Origin of the sequence: Streptomyces sp. Y1 (genome assembly GCF_041053115.1) — a bacterium.
Classification (GTDB): Bacteria; Actinomycetota; Actinomycetes; order Streptomycetales; family Streptomycetaceae; genus Kitasatospora; species Kitasatospora rubellomurina.
The window spans coordinates 6,013,992-6,030,756 of record NZ_CP163445.1 but is presented as its reverse complement, the minus strand read 5'-3'; the positions used below and the strand labels follow the sequence as shown (position 1 = coordinate 6,030,756).

At 75.1% G+C, this 16,765-nt stretch carries 19 protein-coding genes; 11 read left to right on the top strand and 8 right to left on the bottom strand.

Going from position 1 to position 16,765, the window contains the following annotated elements; genetic code table 11:
- Positions 1–122 precede the first annotated feature (122 nt).
- Positions 123–806, top strand: a complete 684-nt coding sequence (locus AB2U05_RS26320; RefSeq protein WP_369184440.1) for a hypothetical protein — start codon at positions 123–125, stop codon at positions 804–806.
- Positions 803–1,507 (top strand): hypothetical protein, encoded by a 705-nt coding sequence (locus AB2U05_RS26315; RefSeq protein WP_369184439.1) that lies wholly within the window; start codon positions 803–805, stop codon positions 1,505–1,507. Before AB2U05_RS26320 ends, AB2U05_RS26315 begins: the two co-directional genes overlap by 4 nt.
- A 30-nt stretch (positions 1,508–1,537) precedes the next feature.
- On the opposite strand, the gene AB2U05_RS26310 is transcribed toward AB2U05_RS26315, so the two are convergent.
- Genes AB2U05_RS26310 through AB2U05_RS26300 form a run of 3 tightly spaced genes read right to left on the bottom strand, consistent with a single transcriptional unit; the run spans position 1,538 to position 3,525 of the window.
- Positions 1,538–2,305: a zf-HC2 domain-containing protein gene (locus AB2U05_RS26310; RefSeq protein WP_369184438.1), complete on the bottom strand. Its 768-nt coding sequence runs from the start codon at positions 2,303–2,305 to the stop codon at positions 1,538–1,540.
- Positions 2,302–2,871 carry a sigma-70 family RNA polymerase sigma factor gene (locus AB2U05_RS26305; protein WP_045708826.1) on the bottom strand — a complete coding sequence of 190 codons (570 nt, stop codon included), beginning with the start codon at positions 2,869–2,871 and terminating at the stop codon, positions 2,302–2,304. Before AB2U05_RS26305 ends, AB2U05_RS26310 begins: the two co-directional genes overlap by 4 nt.
- 51 nt (positions 2,872–2,922) lie before the next feature.
- Positions 2,923–3,525, bottom strand: coding sequence for a hypothetical protein (locus AB2U05_RS26300; protein ID WP_369184437.1), 603 nt, complete (start codon positions 3,523–3,525; stop codon positions 2,923–2,925).
- A 146-nt stretch (positions 3,526–3,671) separates the two neighbouring features.
- Between AB2U05_RS26300 and AB2U05_RS26295 the strand changes: the two genes are divergently transcribed.
- From AB2U05_RS26295 to AB2U05_RS26275, 5 genes are all read left to right on the top strand, one after another.
- Positions 3,672–4,064 (top strand): co-chaperone YbbN, encoded by a 393-nt coding sequence (locus AB2U05_RS26295; protein ID WP_045708827.1) that lies wholly within the window; start codon positions 3,672–3,674, stop codon positions 4,062–4,064.
- Between the two features lie 138 nt (positions 4,065–4,202).
- On the top strand, positions 4,203–4,946 hold the full coding sequence (locus AB2U05_RS26290; protein ID WP_045701979.1) for an alpha/beta fold hydrolase: 744 nt from the start codon (positions 4,203–4,205) through the stop codon (positions 4,944–4,946).
- A gap of 88 nt (positions 4,947–5,034) precedes the next feature.
- Positions 5,035–6,477 carry an NAD(P)/FAD-dependent oxidoreductase gene (locus tag AB2U05_RS26285; protein ID WP_369184436.1) on the top strand — a complete coding sequence of 481 codons (1,443 nt, stop codon included), beginning with the start codon at positions 5,035–5,037 and terminating at the stop codon, positions 6,475–6,477.
- A gap of 112 nt (positions 6,478–6,589) precedes the next feature.
- A complete protein-coding gene (locus tag AB2U05_RS26280; RefSeq protein WP_045701974.1) occupies positions 6,590–7,684 on the top strand; it encodes a glycosyl hydrolase in 1,095 nt (364 codons plus the stop codon).
- Between the two features lie 92 nt (positions 7,685–7,776).
- Positions 7,777–8,535, top strand: coding sequence for an N-acetyltransferase (locus tag AB2U05_RS26275; protein WP_045701972.1), 759 nt, complete (start codon positions 7,777–7,779; stop codon positions 8,533–8,535).
- 23 nt (positions 8,536–8,558) lie between these two features.
- Here the strand turns inward: AB2U05_RS26275 and AB2U05_RS26270 are convergent, their stop codons facing one another.
- Positions 8,559–9,416: a DMT family transporter gene (locus AB2U05_RS26270; protein ID WP_045701970.1), complete on the bottom strand. Its 858-nt coding sequence runs from the start codon at positions 9,414–9,416 to the stop codon at positions 8,559–8,561.
- 111 nt (positions 9,417–9,527) lie between these two features.
- Positions 9,528–10,502, bottom strand: coding sequence for a DUF4436 family protein (locus AB2U05_RS26265; protein WP_369184435.1), 975 nt, complete (start codon positions 10,500–10,502; stop codon positions 9,528–9,530).
- A 148-nt stretch (positions 10,503–10,650) separates the two neighbouring features.
- Here AB2U05_RS26265 and AB2U05_RS26260 point away from each other — a divergent pair, with 148 nt between their 5' ends.
- Complete coding sequence (locus AB2U05_RS26260) at positions 10,651–11,691, top strand: LacI family DNA-binding transcriptional regulator (protein WP_369184434.1); 1,041 nt, start codon at positions 10,651–10,653, stop codon at positions 11,689–11,691.
- A 23-nt stretch (positions 11,692–11,714) separates the two neighbouring features.
- Here AB2U05_RS26260 and AB2U05_RS26255 read toward each other — a convergent pair whose 3' ends face one another.
- Together AB2U05_RS26255 and AB2U05_RS26250 are read right to left on the bottom strand one after the other, a co-directional pair.
- Positions 11,715–12,755, bottom strand: coding sequence for a sphingomyelin phosphodiesterase (locus tag AB2U05_RS26255; protein ID WP_045701966.1), 1,041 nt, complete (start codon positions 12,753–12,755; stop codon positions 11,715–11,717).
- 242 nt (positions 12,756–12,997) lie between these two features.
- Complete coding sequence (locus AB2U05_RS26250) at positions 12,998–13,516, bottom strand: GNAT family N-acetyltransferase (protein ID WP_078860675.1); 519 nt, start codon at positions 13,514–13,516, stop codon at positions 12,998–13,000.
- A 166-nt stretch (positions 13,517–13,682) separates the two neighbouring features.
- Here AB2U05_RS26250 and AB2U05_RS26245 point away from each other — a divergent pair, with 166 nt between their 5' ends.
- Both AB2U05_RS26245 and AB2U05_RS26240 read left to right on the top strand, forming a co-directional pair.
- On the top strand, positions 13,683–14,054 hold the full coding sequence (locus tag AB2U05_RS26245) for a YciI family protein (RefSeq protein ID WP_045708832.1): 372 nt from the start codon (positions 13,683–13,685) through the stop codon (positions 14,052–14,054).
- A 61-nt stretch (positions 14,055–14,115) separates the two neighbouring features.
- A complete protein-coding gene (locus tag AB2U05_RS26240) occupies positions 14,116–15,348 on the top strand; it encodes an RNA polymerase sigma factor (protein ID WP_369184433.1) in 1,233 nt (410 codons plus the stop codon).
- Positions 15,349–15,354: 6 nt separating this feature from the next.
- Here AB2U05_RS26240 and AB2U05_RS26235 read toward each other — a convergent pair whose 3' ends face one another.
- A complete protein-coding gene (locus AB2U05_RS26235; RefSeq protein ID WP_045702022.1) occupies positions 15,355–15,822 on the bottom strand; it encodes a MarR family winged helix-turn-helix transcriptional regulator in 468 nt (155 codons plus the stop codon).
- A 158-nt stretch (positions 15,823–15,980) separates the two neighbouring features.
- On the opposite strand from AB2U05_RS26235, the gene AB2U05_RS26230 reads away from it, so the two are divergent.
- On the top strand, positions 15,981–16,763 hold the full coding sequence (locus tag AB2U05_RS26230; protein WP_369184432.1) for a dioxygenase: 783 nt from the start codon (positions 15,981–15,983) through the stop codon (positions 16,761–16,763).
- Positions 16,764–16,765: the final 2 nt, after the last annotated feature.

Below are 16,765 nucleotides of genomic sequence, written 5' to 3'. Positions count from 1 at the left end.
GGCGGATCACCTCCATCGGTTACTCCTCCAGGGTGCGCCGCACCCTGGGTGAACACCAGGCCAGCCCGGACGGCCGGGAAACCCGCTGGTCGGGGCGGGTGGGAATCCGCCATCATCGCGGGATGATCTCGATGCGGCCCGTCCTGGAAGTCCACGACCCCGAAGGCTTCTCGCTGTGGCCCACGAGCCACGAGCCGACCGGGCTGTTGGTGCTGGACGGACGGCTGACGCCGGAGCAGGTCGGCACCGCCGTGCACCGGCTGGCCGAGCTCAACGACGTCGACCCCGAGCCGGGCGAGGAGCGCGGCCCCCGCCCGGCGGACCCCCTGGGCGCCTTCCTGCACGGCCTGCTGACCGTGGACCCGTACGTCACCGGCGGCCTGTACGTCACCGACTCCGCCACCGGCACCGTCTTCGAGCCGGGCTGCTGCTACGGCCTGGAGGAGTGGCGGGAGTGGCACCAGGTGGCGGACGGCGGCGGGGTGGTCTGGTTCGGCCACGACCCGTGGACCACCGGCGAGGCGCCCCGGGCCGCCCGCCTCGGCCGGCTGGTCCGGCTGACGCAGGCCCCGGACGACCCGGACTCGCCCGTGATCGAGCTGCCGGTGGACGAGCTGCGCCGGCTGCTCGCCGGGGCCGAGCAGGACCTGTGCGACTTCCTCGGCCTGGTGCGGCCGTGGGCCGAGCGGCAGCTGCCCGGGCACGCCGCCGCCGTCACGCGCGCGATCGCCCGGGCGCTGGAGCTGGAGCCCGCCACCGAGGAGCCCGACTCCCACGAGCCCGTCACCGAGGAGCCCGCGCCGTGACCAGCTTCCGGACCCACCGGGCGAAGGTGCACGACACCGCCCTCCCGCCGCACCGGCGGCACAGCGCGCTGCGGACCTGCCTGACCGAGTTCGCCCCGTACGGCCTGCGGGCGACCTACCACCACCTCACGCTCAGCGCCCGGATCCCCCGCCGGCTGGAGGCCGACCCCGACGCGCTGGTGCGGGCGGTGGAGGAGCTGCACGAGGCGCGCGAGCTGTGGCTGGCGCGGTTCGCGGAGCACGTCGCGCAGCGCCGGGCGGAGAAGCGGGCGGGCCTCCGCCGGCCGGTCCGGACCCCGTGGTGGGACCGGCCCCGCTGGGACGCGCCGGACTCGGCCTGGTACCACGACCCGTTCCTGCACCCGCGGTTGAGCCTGCCCGCGTACGTCCGGCGGCAGAACGCGCTGCTGGACGGCGCCGAGCCGCCCGGCTGCCCGGCCTGCGGGGAGGAGGGGTCGGCGGTGCCCGTCGAGGCCGGGCCCGGGACGGTCGAGCTGTGCCGCTCCTGCGGGTGGGTGCTGGTGCCGTGCCCGTGCCGGTGGTGGCACCACGTCCAGTCGGTGAAGCGGGTCGGCTGGCAGCGGACGTGGCGGCGGGACCACCTGACCGACAGCGGCGAGCCGAACCCGCACTGGCCGCGGAACCTGGGCACGGACCGGGTGGCGCTGCTGGCGGTGTACCACCAGCACCCGGCGTTCTGACCCGGCGGGGGCTCAGCGGGCGGCGCGGGCTCAGCGGGCGTGGGCCGGGACGGCGACCAGCAGGGTGCCGCTGCTCTGGACCCGCACCTCGAAGTGGTCGATCTCGCCCGGCTGGAGCCCGGTGCCGCCGGAGGTGCGCAGCGCGTCCGGGCTGCCCGTCGAGCCGTAGCCGCCCGCCGGGACGGTCCAGCTGGTCACCGTCTGCTCGGGGCCGTGGCCGGCCTGCGGCACGGCGACCAGGCGGCAGGTCAACGGGCCCTGCACGCCGGAGAGTTGGAGGCTGACCTGGCTGCCCCAGGCGGCACCGCCCAGGCCCACAGTGGCCTTGGCGCCGGTGGCCGGGTCGGTGGCGCTGAACCGCTCGGCGACGGCGACCACGCCGGGCGCGGACCCGCCGGTGACCACCGCGGCCGTGACCACCGGGCCGAGCGCCACCAGCGCGGTCGCGGCCAGCGCCAGCACCAGCCGCCGCACCCGACCGCGCCGCCGGCCGGCCGCCACCTCGGCGACCAGCCGGTCCAGCAGCTGCCCGCCGGGCTGCGGGACGGGGTCGGCCGGCTCCCGGCCGGCGGCCCGCGCCGAGGCGGCGTACTCGGCCAGCAGCGGTTCGACGGGCGCGAGTTCGCGCACCTGCTCGGCGCAGTCGTCGCAGCCGGCCAGGTGCTGTTCGAACGCGGCGCGCTCGGCGGGCTCCAGCAGGCCGAGCACGTACGCGCCCGCGTCGAGGTGCCGGGCGTCGCCCGGGTCGGGGCGGTCGGGGCGGTCGGGGCGGTCGGGGCGGTCGGGGCGGTCGGTCACGATGTCACTCCCCGTTCCTCCAGGGCGAGCCTGAGCGAGCGCAGTGCGTAGAACACCCGCGACCGGACGGTCCCGGCCGGGATGCCGAGTTCGGCGGCCGCCTCCTTGGCGGTGCGGCCCTTCAGGTAGGTCTCGACGATGATCGCGCGGTGCGCGGGCGAGAGGTCGCCCAGCGCGTCCGTGATGGTCATCATCCGTAGGGCCCGGTCGAGTTCGTCCTCGGCGGGCAGCTGATCCAGTGCGGCGGCGTCCACCTCGCGCGGCCTGGCCAGGGCGCTGCGGTGGTCGTCGATGACGATCCGCCGGGCGACGGTGACCAGCCAGGGCCGCAGCGAGGCCGCCTGCGGGTCGAGCCGGTGGAGGTTGCGCCAGGCCCGGACCAGCGTCTCCTGGACGACGTCCTCCGCGCGCTGCCGGTCACCGGCGACCAGGTGGAGGACGAAGCCGAAGAGCGGCCCGGCGTGCTCCCGGTAGAGGGCGCGCATCAGCTCCTCGTCCGGCGCGCCGGTGCCGGGCGCCCCCCTGCCGGGTGCGGCGTCGCCGCGCCCGGGGTGCTCCTCGGTCACCGTTCCATCCTTGCGCACCTGTGCCTCCCGGGCGAGGAGGGGCGGCGGCCCTCAGTAGCCATAGCCGCTGCTCGGCGGGCTGGGCGCCGGGTTCACGGGTGTCGGGTTCACGGGTGTCGGGTTCACGGGTGCGGGGGTGGTGTTCGTCGTGGTTCCCGCCTTTCCGCCGGTCGGGGTCAGCGCGAACCAGATCCCGGCGAAGCCCTGGCCCTTGGTGTCGCCCGGCTTGCTGTCCGGCGAGTAGCGGTAGGCCGGCCAGCCGTTGAGGGTGACCTGCTTGCTGCCGTCCGCGCGGGTGACGCTGCCGACCAGCTTGCTGTCGATGCCCTTCACCGTGACGTGGCCGTCGTCGCGCTCGGGCGGCCAGAGGGTGGCGCAACCGCCGGTGCAGGAGGACATCGACGGGTTGTTGCTGTCGTGGTCGAAGCGGTAGAGCGTGAAGCCCGCGCTGTCGGTGACGATCGTGCCGAGTTTCGGGTCGGTCGCGGTCTGCAGGGTGGCGCCGGCCGGCGTGCTGGGCGCCGCGGGTGTACTGGACGAGCCGGAGCCGTACGAACCGGAGCCGGAGGAGCCGCAGCCGGCGACCAGGGCCGCCACCGCGGCACCCCCGGCGGCCAGCACCGCGGCCCGGCGGGTGCGGGGTGTGCTGCGCATGGGTGCTCCCGGACTCGGTATCGGAGCGGACACCCGGGAGTACGGACGGCGCCGCCGGACTGCTCAGCGGAATACCCGGCCGACGGCCACCGTTGTGGCGGGCACATGGTCTGAACCGCCGCCTCCGGAAGGGAAGGAATCGCGAGATGAGCAGCACGGTCGAGCTGACCAAGGAGAACTTCGACGAGATCGTCCCGGGCCCGGAGGGCAAGGACTTCGTCTTCATCGACTTCTGGGCCGGGTGGTGCGGGCCGTGCCGCCAGTTCGCCCCGGTGTACGAGAAGGCGGCCGAGCGGCACCCGGACCTCGTCTTCACCAAGGTGGACACCGAGGCGCAGCAGGAGCTGGCCGCCGCGTTCGGCATCCAGTCGATCCCGACGCTGGCGATCATCCGCGAGGGCGTGCTGGTGTTCTCGCAGGCCGGCGCGCTGCCGGAGGCGGTGTTCGAGGACCTGATCGGGCAGGCCCGCAACCTGGACATGGCCGAGGTGAAGCGCAAGGTCGCGGAGGACCAGGCGGCGGCCGAGGGCCAGGCCTGACGCTGCCGCTGCCGCTGCCGTGCGAGGGCCCGGGGAGCACGTGCTCCCCGGGCCCTGCCGCGTCCGCACCCGATGTCGGAGGCACCCCCTAGAGTCGTCGGGAGCAGCGACCCCACCGACGACGGGAGCGATCCGCCCATGAGCACGTTCGTACTGGTCCCCGGTTTCTGGCTCGGCGCCTGGGCCTGGGACGAGGTGGCCGCGCCGCTGCGGGCCGCCGGGCACGCCGTGTACCCGGTGAGCCTGCCCGGGACGGCCGAACGGGCCGGCGAGAAGGGCGAGTTCGGCCTGGAGGAGCGCATCGCCGACCTGGCCGAGCTGCTGGTCCGGGAGGACCTGTGGGAGGTCGTGCTGGTCGGGCACAGCGGCGGCTGCGCCCCGGTGACCGGGCTCGCCGACCGGATGCCGGAGCGGATCCGCCGGGTGGTCCACCTGGACTCCGGGCCGATCGCGGACGGCGGCTCGCTGTACGACATGTGGCGGCCCTCCTACCGGGCGGCCGCCGAGGCCCTGGTGGTCGACGGCCGCCTGCCGCTGCCGCCGTGGGACGTCCTGACCGCCGAGGGCTCCAGCATCGAGGGCCTGGACGAGGCCGTGCTGGCGCGCATCCGCGAGCGCTCCACCGCCGAACCGGTCGCCGCGTACACGGACCGGCTGCGGCTGACCGGAGCCGGGGCCGCCCTGCCGCAGGCCCTCGTCAGCTGCTCGTTCCCGCTGGCGCAGGTGCGGGAGCTGATCGCCGCCGGGCACCCGTGGTTCGCCGCGCTGGCCGGGCCGAACTGGGAGCTGCGCGAACTGCCCACCGGGCACTGGCCGATGTTCTCCCGCCCGGCCGACACGGCGGCGCTGCTGGCCGAGCTCGCGGAGCCGCCCGCGCGCTGACCGCAGAAGTGGCCGCCCACGGCGGTTCGGGTCAGGCTCTGGAGGGGGACGAACCGGTGGACAGCGAGCGACCGCACGGAGGACCGCCATGACCGACAGCGCCGACGAGTACGACGTCATCGTCCTGGGAGCCGGGCCGACCGGCGAGAACGTGGCCGACCGGACGGCCGCGGCCGGCCTGCGCACGGTCGTCGTGGAGGCCGAATTGGTCGGCGGCGAGTGCTCGTACTGGGCCTGCATGCCCAGCAAGGCGCTGCTGCGCCCGGTCGCGGCGCTGGACGAGGCGCGCGCGGTGGCCGGCGTCCGGGAGGCGGTGGGCGACCGGCGGCTGGACCCGGCCGCGGTGCTGGCCCGGCGCGACGCGTTCGCCTCGCACTGGAAGGACGACGGCCAGGTGACGTGGCTGCGGGAGACCGGCATCGAGCTGGTGCGCGGCCACGGCCGGCTGGCGGGCGTGCGGACGGTGGCGGTGGAGGCCGAGGACGGCGGCGAGCGGGTGCTCACCGCCCGGCACGCCGTCGCCGTGTGCACCGGCAGCCGCCCGGTGCTGCCCGGCGGCGTGCCCGGTCTGGCCGAGGCGCACCCGTGGACCAGCCGGGACGCGACCAGCTCCCCCACCGTGCCCGGGCGCCTCGCCGTGGTCGGCGGCGGGGTGGTCGGGGTGGAGATGGCCGCCGCCTGGCGGGCGCTCGGCTCGGAGGTGGTGCTGCTGGTGCGCGGCGCCGGCCTGCTGCCCCGGATGGAGCCGTTCGCGGGCGAGCTGGTCGCGGACGGCCTGCGGGCGGCCGGGGTGGACGTGCGACTCGGGGCGCGGATCGGCGCGCTGCGGCGGGCGGACGGCTCCGGGCCGGTGACCCTCACCCTCGACGACGGCGGGGACCTGACCGCCGACGAGGTGCTGTACGCGACCGGCCGGGCCCCGCGCACCGCCGACATCGGGCTGGAGCAGATCGGCCTGAAGCCGGGCGACTGGCTGGAGGTGGACGACAGCTGCACGGTGCTCGGGGTGGACGGCGGGTGGCTGTACGCCGCCGGAGACGTCAACCACCGGGCGCTGCTCACCCACCAGGGCAAGTACCAGGCCCGGATCACGGGCGCGGCGATCGCCGCCCGCGCCCAGGGGCGCACGCTGGACACCTCGCGCTGGGGCGCGCACGCCGCGTCCGCCGACCTCGCGGGCGCGCCCCAGGTGGTGTTCACGCAACCGGAGGTCGCCGCGGTCGGCCTGACCCTGGCGGCCGCCGAGGAGGCCGGGCTGCGGGTCAAGGCGGTGGACCACGAGATCGGCGCCGTCGCCGGGGCCTCGCTGTACGCCGACGACTACCGCGGCCGGGCCCGGGTGGTCTTCGACCTGGACCGCGGGGTGATCGTCGGCGCCTGCCTGGTCGGCCCCGGCGTCGCCGAACTGCTGCACTCGGCGACCGTCGCGGTGGTCGGCGAGGTGCCGATCGACCGGCTCTGGCACGCGGTGCCCGCCTACCCGACGATCAGCGAGGTCTGGCTGCGGCTGCTGGAGGGCTGCCGGGGCTGACGTCGCCCCCCGGGCCGGCGGCGCGGCGAGATGTGACCAACGGTGGACGGCGGGACACTGGCAGTCGGGGGCCGTCCCGGGGGGCCGTGCTCGTGACGAGGTGGTGTGAGGCATGACCGAGGTGCTGTTGGCGGTCGGAACGGAGAAGGGCCTCTTTCTCGGCCGCAGCGGCGACCGGCTGGACTGGGAGTTCAGCGGACCGCACTTCCCGATGAACGCGATCTACTCCGTCGCCGTCGACCGCCGCGACAACCGGACCAGACTCCTGGTCGGCGCCGACAGCAGCCACTGGGGCCCGTCGGTCTGGCGCTCCGACGACCTCGGCGCCAGCTGGTTCGAGCCGCCCCGGCCGGCCGTCCGCTTCCCCGAGTCCACCGGCGCCTCGCTCACCCGGGTCTGGCAGCTCCAGCCCGCCGGCCCGGAGGCGCCCGGCGTGGTCTACGCCGGCACCGAGCCCGCCGCGCTGTTCCGCTCCACGGACGGCGGCGAGACCTTCGGCCTGGTCGAGTCGCTGTGGGACCACCCGCAGCGGCCCGAGTGGGGCGCCGGCTACGGCGGCCAGGGCCTGCACACCATCCTCACCCACCCGCGCGACCCGCAGCGGCTGCTGGTCGCCGTCTCCAGCGGCGGCGTCTACCGCAGCAAGGACGGCGGCGACAGCTGGCAGCCCTCCAACACCGGCCTGCGCGCCGAGTTCTTCCCGCCCGACCGCCAGTACCCCGAGTTCGGCCAGTGCGTCCACAAGATCGCCCCGGACCCGGCCCACCCCGACCGGCTCTACCTGCAGAACCACGGCGGCGTCTACCGCAGCGACGACTGGGGCGGCAGCTGGCACTCGATCGTGGACGGGCTGCCCGCCGAGTTCGGCTTCGCCGTCGCCGCCCACCCGCGCCGGGGCGACACCGCCTACCTCTTCCCGCTCGGCGGCTCCGACGACCGCATCCCGCCCGGGCGCCGCTGCCGGGTCTTCCGCACCAACGACGGCGGCGACAGCTGGCAGCAGCTCGCCGCCGGCCTGCCCGACGAGGACCACTACGGCATCGTGCTGCGCGACGCGCTGCGCACCGACGACGCCGACCCGGCCGGGATCTACTTCGGCAACCGCACCGGCGACGTGTACGGCAGCCGGGACGAGGGCGAGAGCTGGCGGCTGCTGGTCTCCCACCTGCCGGACGTGCTCTGCGTCCGCGCCGCCGTGGTCGGCTGACGCCCGGTCGCCGACGGGAATCCGGTTGCCACGAGGGCCCGTTCGTGGTCAGCATGGGCCGCCGGCGAACGATCTCGCGACAGGGGTGGGCCATGACCGAACCGGACCGGGTGACCAGGCACGACGGGGACGGCGTGCCCGTGCTGAGCTACCTCCCGGGCGAACGGGAGGGCCGGCCGTGGGCCGACCTGCTGGAGGTGCTGGACGGCTCCGCGGCGGCGGCCGACCCGGCCGGGTTCATCCGCGCCGAACTGCCCGGCTGGGTGGTGTCCGCCGAGCCCGCGGTGGGGCAGGCGCTGCTGGCCCGCGGCGCGACCGTGCTGCGGCACGCCCACACCCTGCGGCGCGACCTGCGCGCCGACCCCCCGCCCGCCGACTGGGCCGACGCACCGCTGCGCGACGGCATCCGGGCGGTGCCCGCCGACCGCGGGCCCGAGGAGCTGCTGGCGGCCTGGCGGGCCGCCTTCGCCCCCGGCCACGTGGACCACTTCCCGGGCGACGACGCGCGGGCGGTCGCCGAGCGGCTCGGCCCGCTGCTCGCCGGGGAGGCGATCGGCCCGGTGCTGCCGTCCAGCCTGCTCGCCGTCGACGGCGAGGACCGGGTGGTGGCGGGGCTGACCCTCACCGACCGCGGCGGCCTGCCCTGGGTCGCCGAGGTGTTCCGCGACCCGGCCCGCGGCTACCCCGGCCTCGGTGCCGACCTGCTGCGCCGCGGCATCGCCGACCTCGCGGCGCGCGGCGGCGCCGACGTGTCCCTGGTGGTGAGCGAGGGCAACCCGGCCCGCCGGGTCTACGAGTCGCTGGGCTTCCACCTGGTGGAGACCTCGCTGACGGTGCTCGTCCCGGACTGAACTCCCCCTGCGCGGAGGCGGGTTCAGGGCCGGGCCAGCTCCAGCACCACGATCCCGGCCAGCACGGTGGCGGCCGCGGTCATCCGCAGCCGCCCCAGCCGTTCGCGGAACACCACGGTGGCGATCAGCGCGGCGATCACGATGCTGGTCTCGCGCAGCGCCGCGATCGCGGCCAGGCTGCCCCGGGACTGCGCCCACACCACCAGGCCGTACGCCGTCAGCGACAGCACCCCGCCCGCCACGCCCACCGCCAGCACCGGGCGGGCGCCGGTCAGCAGCCCGGGGCCGCGCCGGAGCCGGACGACCAGCACCAGCACCGGCCCCTGGAGCAGGAACAGCCAGGCCACGTAGCCGCCGACCGACCCGGCGTGCCGGACGCCGCTGCCGTCCAGCACCGTGTACACGGCGATCATCACGCCCGTCCCGGCGGCGGCCCCGAGGGCGGGCAGCTGCGCCCGCCCGGGCACGCCCTTGGCCAGGGCCAGCCCGATCAGCCCGCAGCAGATCACCAGCACGCCGAGCAGTTCGCCGCCGCCCAGCGGCCGGTCGAGCACCGTCACCGACAGCAGGGCCACCAGCAGCGGCGCCGAGCCGCGCGCGATCGGGTACATCTGCCCGAAGTCGCCCAGCTGGTAGGCGCGCAGCAGCAGCACCGTCGAGATCGTCTGGACGGCCGTCGAGGCCAGCAGGTACGGCCAGGAGCCGGCGGCCGGCAGCGGGTTGACCGCCACCAGGACGAGGGCGCAGGCGGTGTAGGTCAGGTTGATCAGCGTGAAGCCGACCAGTTTGTCCGGGATCCGGTGCGCCAGACCGTTCCAGACCGCGTGCAGCACGGCCGCCGTGAGCACGGCCACCGGCACCGCCGAACCGACTTCCGACATGACGAGGTTCCCCCCTCCGACGACCCGCCGGGGGCCCGGCGGGAATGACATCGAGCGCGTGGCGGCCACGACGGCGCCCCCGGCCCCGCCGTGGGCACCCCGGGAGCGACCCTACGGCCGGTCGTACCGGGGCCGGTCGCGCGCGGGCGGATCGCGGTGGCCGCCCTCCACCCGGGCGCCGCGCACCACGACCATGGTCAGGCCGACCGCGACCAGCAGCTCCGCCCAGAAGAACGCCGCGTAGTCCAGCAGCGAGCCGATCGGCGGGTTCCCGGGCGCCGCGTTGCGCATGCCGACCAGGGCGAACAGGGTGGCCGCCATCCAGCTCAGCGCGGGCCAGAGCAGGCCGCGCCGCTGCCGGACGATCAGCCAGGCGGCGATCAGCACGGAGAACGCCAGCGCCCACATCGCCCCGATCATGAACCAGGCCAGGATGAAGGTGCTGCGGGAGCGGCTGATCCGCTCGGTGATCGCCACCGCGGTGCCCTCGCGGTCCTCGGTGTCCCGCCTGAAGGCGAAGAACGGATCGGCCTCCTCGATCCCGATCACCACCGGGACGGGCCGCCCGCCCACGGTGGCCTGGAAGCCGACCACCGTGCGGTAGCGGTCGAACGGGTAGTCGGTGACCCGGCCGCCGTACAGGTTGAACGCCACCGTGGTGGAGGCGATCTGCTGCCCGGCCGGGTACCTGAGCACGGTCTGCTCCAGCGAACTGGTCTCCAGCACCAGGTCCTGGGCGGGCACCAGGGCGCCGCCGGGTGCCTCCAGGGCGCCGTGCGGCTGGGCCAGGACCTTCGCGCTGAGCGTCTGCGCGGACGCGTCCACCCGCTGGAGCACCACGTCGACCTCCAGGAAGTCCGGGCCGGGGGCGGCGCCCGCCACCTGCGCGTGGCCCCGGCTGGAGCGCTCGTCGACGTAGAGCAGCAGCCCGGCGGCGACCAGCAGCGCGATCACCGCCACCACGGCGTAGGCCCGCCAGGGCCGGACCCTCGGGTGCGGCGGCGGGGCGGCCACGGCGCGCGCCCGGCCGTGGATCCGGACCTTCGGCCGTCCGTAAGTCGCCCGGCGGTGCGGCGGCGCGCTCATCGGCCAGCTCCCGGGGTCGGCGGTGACGGCGTCCTGTCCAGCCACCCTGCGGGCAGCGGCGGCCGGTCCGCAACCGCGGCGGGCCGATCGGGGCCTCCCCCGGACGCGGAAAACGCGCTGGTCGGAGGCGCTGTGTAGGCTCGCCGTCATGGCGAGGGTGACACGGGACGATGTGGCGCGGCTGGCGGGGACGTCCACGGCGGTCGTGAGTTATGTGATCAACGACGGGCCGCGGCCGGTGGCGGCCGCGACCCGCGAGCGGGTGCTCGCGGCCGTGGCGGAGCTCGGCTACCGGCCCAACCGGGTCGCCCAGGCGATGGCGCGGCGGCGCACCAACCTGCTCGGCATGGTCGTGCCGGACGCCCGCCAGCCGTTCTTCGCCGGCCTCGCCCACGCCGTCGAGCAGGCCGCCACCGAGCACGGCCGGCTGCTGCTGATCGGCAACTCCGACTACGCGGACGAGCGTGAGGCGCATTACATCCGGGCCTTCCTCGGCATGCAGGTGGACGGCCTGATCCTGGTCACCCAGGACCCGGCCACCCCCGGGCTGAGCGGCTTCGACGCCGTCGACGGCACCCCGGTCGTGCTGCTGCACCACCGGGCGGAGAGCCCCGGCAGCGTCTCGGTGGTCGCGGACGACGAGGGCGGCGCCCGCGAGGTGGTGCGCCACCTGCTCGGGCACGGGCACACCGAGGTGCACTGCTTCGGCGGCACCTTCGCGCTCAGCCCGCACGACCCGGTCACCTGCCGGACGGACGGCTGGGCCGCCGCGCTGGCCGAGGCCGGGCTGTCGGCCGAGGGCCGGCTCGTCCCGGCGGCGTTCGACCGGGTCCGGGCGCACACCGAGGCGCTCGCCCTGCTGGCCCGGCCAGACCGGCCGTCCGCCGTGTTCTGCGCGACGGACGACCAGGCGATCGGGCTGCTGCGGGCCGCCGACGACCTGGGCATCCGGGTGCCGGAGGAGCTGGCCGTGGCGGGCTTCGACGACATCGCCGAGGCGGTGATCGCCGGGCCCGCGCTGACCACCGTCACCACCGCGCAGGACGAGATGGCGCGGGCCGCGCTGGACCTGGTGCTCGGCGGGCCCGAGCGGCGCGCGGGCGGCACCCGGACCTTCCCGGCCCGGCTGGTGCTGCGGCGCTCCTGCGGCTGCCCGGGGCCCGCGGCATCCGGGGCATCCGCGGGCTGACGTCACGGCCGGTCGGGAGTGCGTCAGTTGAGCTGGAAGGTGGCCTCGACCGGGTAGTGGTCGCTGGGCGCGTTGGTGTCCACCTGGCCGGGCGTCCAGCCGGCCTGCGGGTCGAAGTCGACCTTGACGGTGGACATCGACGCGGGCACCGGGCGGCCGGGGGCGTTCAGGTAGCCGATGTAGTCGAGGTCGTCCCGGTAGTCCTTGGGGAAGGTCTCGACGCCCGCCATGTACTGGCACCAGGAGGAGGCCGGGCAGTCCATGGTGTTCAGGCTCTGGCCCGGGTCGGTGGCCGGGGTGCCGAGCACGCCGTTCACCGCGTTCTGGGCGTTGGCGTAGTCGCCGCGGCTCTGGCCGTGGAAGTACTCGACGTTGAGGTCGCCGCCGATCAGCACCGGCGCGGCGCTGCCGACGATGCCGTCCACCCAGGCGCGGATCTCGGCGAGCTGGCCGAGCCGGGTGGACTGGGTGGTGTCGGTGGAGGTGTCGGACTCGTCGGCCTGCAGGTGGGTGCCGACCACCCAGGCGGTGCTGCCGTTCTTGTTCACCTTGACCAGCGCCGCGCCCTTGTTGGCGTGGTAGTCCCAGGTGCCGTAGGTGGAGTTGCTGAACACGTGGGCGTACTGGGCGGCGATCGGGTACTTGGAGAGGATCATCGTGCCGCCGTTGATGACGAACCACGAGTTGGAGCAGTTGCCGCTGACGCCCGTCCAGCCGCCGCCGGAGCAGGTGCCGCCGACCACCGGGGTGCGGTACGGGTAGAGGTCGGCGAGCTTGGCGTTGATGTCGGCGGTCGAGCTGTTGTTGAACTGCTCGTCCAGGATCACCACGTCGGCGTTGTGCTGACGGACGATCTGCTCGATCACCGGGGTGCGGCGGGCGGCCTGCTCGTTCTGGGTGCTGTCGACGACGGCGGTGCCGAGGTCGACGTTGAAGGCGAAGACCGACAGCGTGGCGGGGCCCGCCGCGGTGGTGTCGGCGGAGGCGGTCGGGGCGGTGCCGCCGAGCAGCAGTGCGGCGGCGGCCGCCGAGGTGAGGGCGGTGGCCGTGCGGCGCGAGAGCATGGGCGTTCTCCTGGGGAGGGATCCGTCGATCCGGTGTGACCCGGCGCCCGGGGTGACCGGTCGCCGGGATCGGCGGGGGAACGCTAGCTACCGCTCGGTACGTCGGGAAGAACGCCAGGCGATCAATTCCGATCGCTCCTGTGGCGGTGAGGTGTCTGTACAGCTCAGGCCGGGTGGCGGACAAGATGTCTGTACACCCTGGCACCGGGCGCGGCCGGGGACCGGGGCCGCGCGAAGGGCCGTCAGCCGTCCACCAGTTCGTCCGCGAGCAGGTCCATCAGCAGGTTGTCGTGCCAGGTGCCGTCCGGACCGCGCTCGTACTGGCGCATCGTGCCGACCGGGCGGAAGCCCACCTTGGTGTAGCAGCGGATCGCGGCGAGGTTGTCGGCGGCGGGGTCGATGATCAGCCGGTGGTAGTGGTGCTCGTGCACCAGGTGCCGGGCCATGGTCCGGACGGCGTCGGTGCCCAGGCCCACGCCGTGCACCGACGGGTCCAGGTAGAGGTCCATGCCGGCGTGCCGGTACTCGTCGTCGTTGTTGGCGTACCACTGCACGGCGCCGACCACCTTGCCGCCCACCTCGATGGCGAAGGTCTCGATCTCCAGGGACTCCAGCTCGGTGGCGATCTCGTCGGCCAGGTCGTCGCCGCCGCGCCAGCGGGCGAACACCTCGGGCGTGCCGCGGATGGCCGCCAGGGCCGGAACGTCCTCGGCCGTGGCCGGGCGGAGCGTGACGAGGGTGCCGTGCAGAATCGTCCCCATATAGGGCATGTTGACACGGAAAGCGGGGCCGGGCGAGCGGCTTTCCCGGCCCGGGCGGGCCGCCCGGCGGAGAATTCTCCGGGCCGGGTGTCGATCCGGCGCCGGCCCGTTCGACGCAGGGGTGAGAGGCGGGGAGAGGCCCCGCCCGTCCGACCGAGGAGTCACCATGCCGCGCTACATGACGCTGATCCGCATCGACGAGCAGGCCCGCGACGGATGGGAGCCGGACCCGGGCTTCGAGCAGCGGATGGGCGCGCTGTTCGACGAGATCACCAGGGCCGGCGTGATGCTGGAGACCGCCGGGCTCACCCCGACCGCCCAGGGCACCCGGCTGAGCTGGGCGGACGGGAAGATCGACTACACCGACGGGCCGTTCACCGAGACCAAGGAGGTCGTCGGCGGCTACGCCATCCTCCAGTGCAAGGACACCGCCGAGGCGCTGGAGTGGACCCGCCGCTTCCTGCAGACCCACCCGGTGACCTGGCAGGTGGAGGCGGAGGTCCGGCAGATCGACGAGGCGCCCGAGCCGCCGAAGTAGCCGTGGCCCTGGCCGTGTCGGCGTTTGCCGCCCGCCGCCCCGGCTGCTCTGATGGGTGGCCGTGACGCAGAGGGATACCAGGGCCGCCGTCGACGCCGTGTTCCGGATCGAGTCCGCCCGGATCACCGCGGCGGCCGCCCGGATCGTCCGGGACGTCGGCATCGCCGAGGAGCTGGCCCAGGACGCCCTGGTCGCCGCCCTGGAGCAGTGGCCGTCAGCCGGAGTGCCCGACAACCCGGGCGCCTGGCTGACGGCCGCCGCCAAGCACCGGGCGATCGACCTGGTCCGCCGCCGGGAGGTCTACGCCCGCAAACTCGCCGAGGTGGGGCGGTCGTTGGAGGACGTCGCGGCGCCGGAGGAGCCGGCCGGGCCGGAGGACATCGACGACGACCTGCTGCGGCTGATCTTCACCGCCTGCCACCCGGTGCTGTCCGCCCCCGCCCGGATCGCGCTCACCCTGCGGCTGCTCGGCGGGCTCACCACCCCCGAGATCGCCCGCGCCTTCCTGGTGCCCGAGGCGACGGTGGCGCAGCGGATCGTCCGGGCCAAGCGCACGCTGGCCAAGGCCGGGGTGCCGTTCGAGGTCCCGTACGGGGAGGACCGGGCGCGCCGGCTGTCCTCCGTGCTGGAGGTCGTCTACCTGGTCTTCAACGAGGGCTACTCGGCCACCGCCGGGGACGACCTGCTGCGCCCGCAGCTGTGCGAGGACGCGCTGCGCCTGGCCCGGCAGCTGGCCGCGCTGATGCCGGGCGAGCCCGAGGTGCACGGGCTGGCCGCGCTGCTGGAGTTCCAGGCCTCGCGCACCCGCGCCCGCACCGGGCCGGACGGGCGGCCGGTGCTGCTGGCCGAGCAGAACCGGGCCCGCTGGGACGGGCTGCTGATCCGGCGCGGCTTCGACGCGCTCCAGCGGGCCGGCACCGGGGCGTACGCGGTGCAGGCCGCGATCGCCGCCTGCCACGCCAAGGCGCGGCGGTACGAGGACACCGACTGGGCGACGATCGCCGAGCTGTACGGGCGGCTGCTCGTGCTGACGCCCTCGCCGGTGGTGGCGCTGAACCGGGCGGTGGCCGTCTCGATGGCCCACGGCCCGGCCGTCGCGCTGGAGCTGGTGGACGCGCTGGCGGCGGAGCCGGCCCTGCGTTCGTACCACCTGCTGCCGAGCGTGCGGGGCGACCTGCTGGCCCGGCTGGGGCGGACGGCGGAGGCCAGGGCGGAGTTCGAGCGGGCGGCGGAGCTCACCCGCAACGCGCGGGAGCGGGAGCTGCTGCGGGAGCGGGCGGCGGGGCTCGGGTAGGTCCCGTCAGTACGTCTCGTCGCGGCGCAGCCGGGCGCCGACCGCGCCGAGGCCCTCGGCGAGCACGGCCAGCTGCTCGCGGGTGAGCACGTCGATCAGCAGCTCGCGGACCAGGGCGACGTGGCCGGGGGCGGCCATGCGCAGCATCTCCCGCCCCTGGTCGGTGAGTTCGGCGATGACGCCGCGCACGTCGCTGGGGCAGGAGCGGCGGGCGACCAGGCCCGCCTTCTCCAGCTGGGTGACCTGGTAGGTGAGGCCGCTCTTGGAGGTGACCAGCTTGTCGGCGAGTTCGGTCATCCGCAGCGAGTCGCCGGGGGCGGCGGACAGGTGCACCAGGATCTCGTACTGCTGGTGGGAGAGGCCGGAGTCCTCCTTGAGCTGGCGCTCCAGCCGGCGGTTGAGCAGGTTGCTCGCGGTGACGAAGCCCCGCCAGGCGGCCATCTCGTCCTGGTCGAGCCAGCGGGGTTCGTTCAGTGAGGACATGGCACGAAGCCTACTCCTGTTGTTCAAATTCGAACCGGGGTGTACCGTCGAAGGCGTAGAGGTTCAAATTTGAACTACCTATGGTCGAACGACCGGCTCCGAGCAGTCCGCTCCGAGCAGCCCGCTCCGAGCAGTCCGAGGAGGACGTCATGAGCACCGCGGCCCCCGCGCGCATGCCCGCCCTGTACCTGTCGCACGGTGCGCCGCCGCTCGCCGACGACCCGGTCTGGCCCGGCGAACTCGCCGCCTGGTCCGCGGACCTGCCCCGGCCCAGGGCGATCCTGATGGTCTCCGCGCACTGGGAGGAGGCGCCGCTCGCCCTCGGCGCCGTCACCACCGCGCCGCTGGTCTACGACTTCTGGGGCTTCCCCGAGCACTACTACCGGGTCCGCTACGCCGCCCCCGGCGCGCCGGAGCTGGCCGACCGCGTGCGCAAGCTGCTGCGCGCCCCCGGCACGCCCGTCCAGGACATCCCCGACCGCGGGCTCGACCACGGCGCGTACGTCCCGCTGGTCGAGATGTACCCGGACGCCGACGTGCCGGTGCTCCAGGTCTCCCTGCCCACCCTGGACCCGCAGCGCCTGCTGGAGATCGGCCGCAAGCTCGCCCCGCTGCGCGACGAGGGCGTGCTGATCGTCGGCAGCGGCTTCTTCACCCACAACCTGCGGGCCCTCAGCAGCGACGGCCGGGTCACCTCGGTGATGGCCGAGTTCGACGACTGGGGTAGGCGCGCGCTGGCGGCCCACGACCTCGACGCGCTGCTCGACTTCGAGCACAAGGCCCCGGCCGGGCGCCTCGCCCACCCGCGCACCGAGCACTTCGCACCGCTGTTCGTCACCCTGGGCGCCGGCGAGGCCGACCTCGACAGCCAGCGCAGCGTCATCGACGGCTTCTGGATGGGGCTGGCCAAGCGGTCGATCCAGCTGGGCTGACC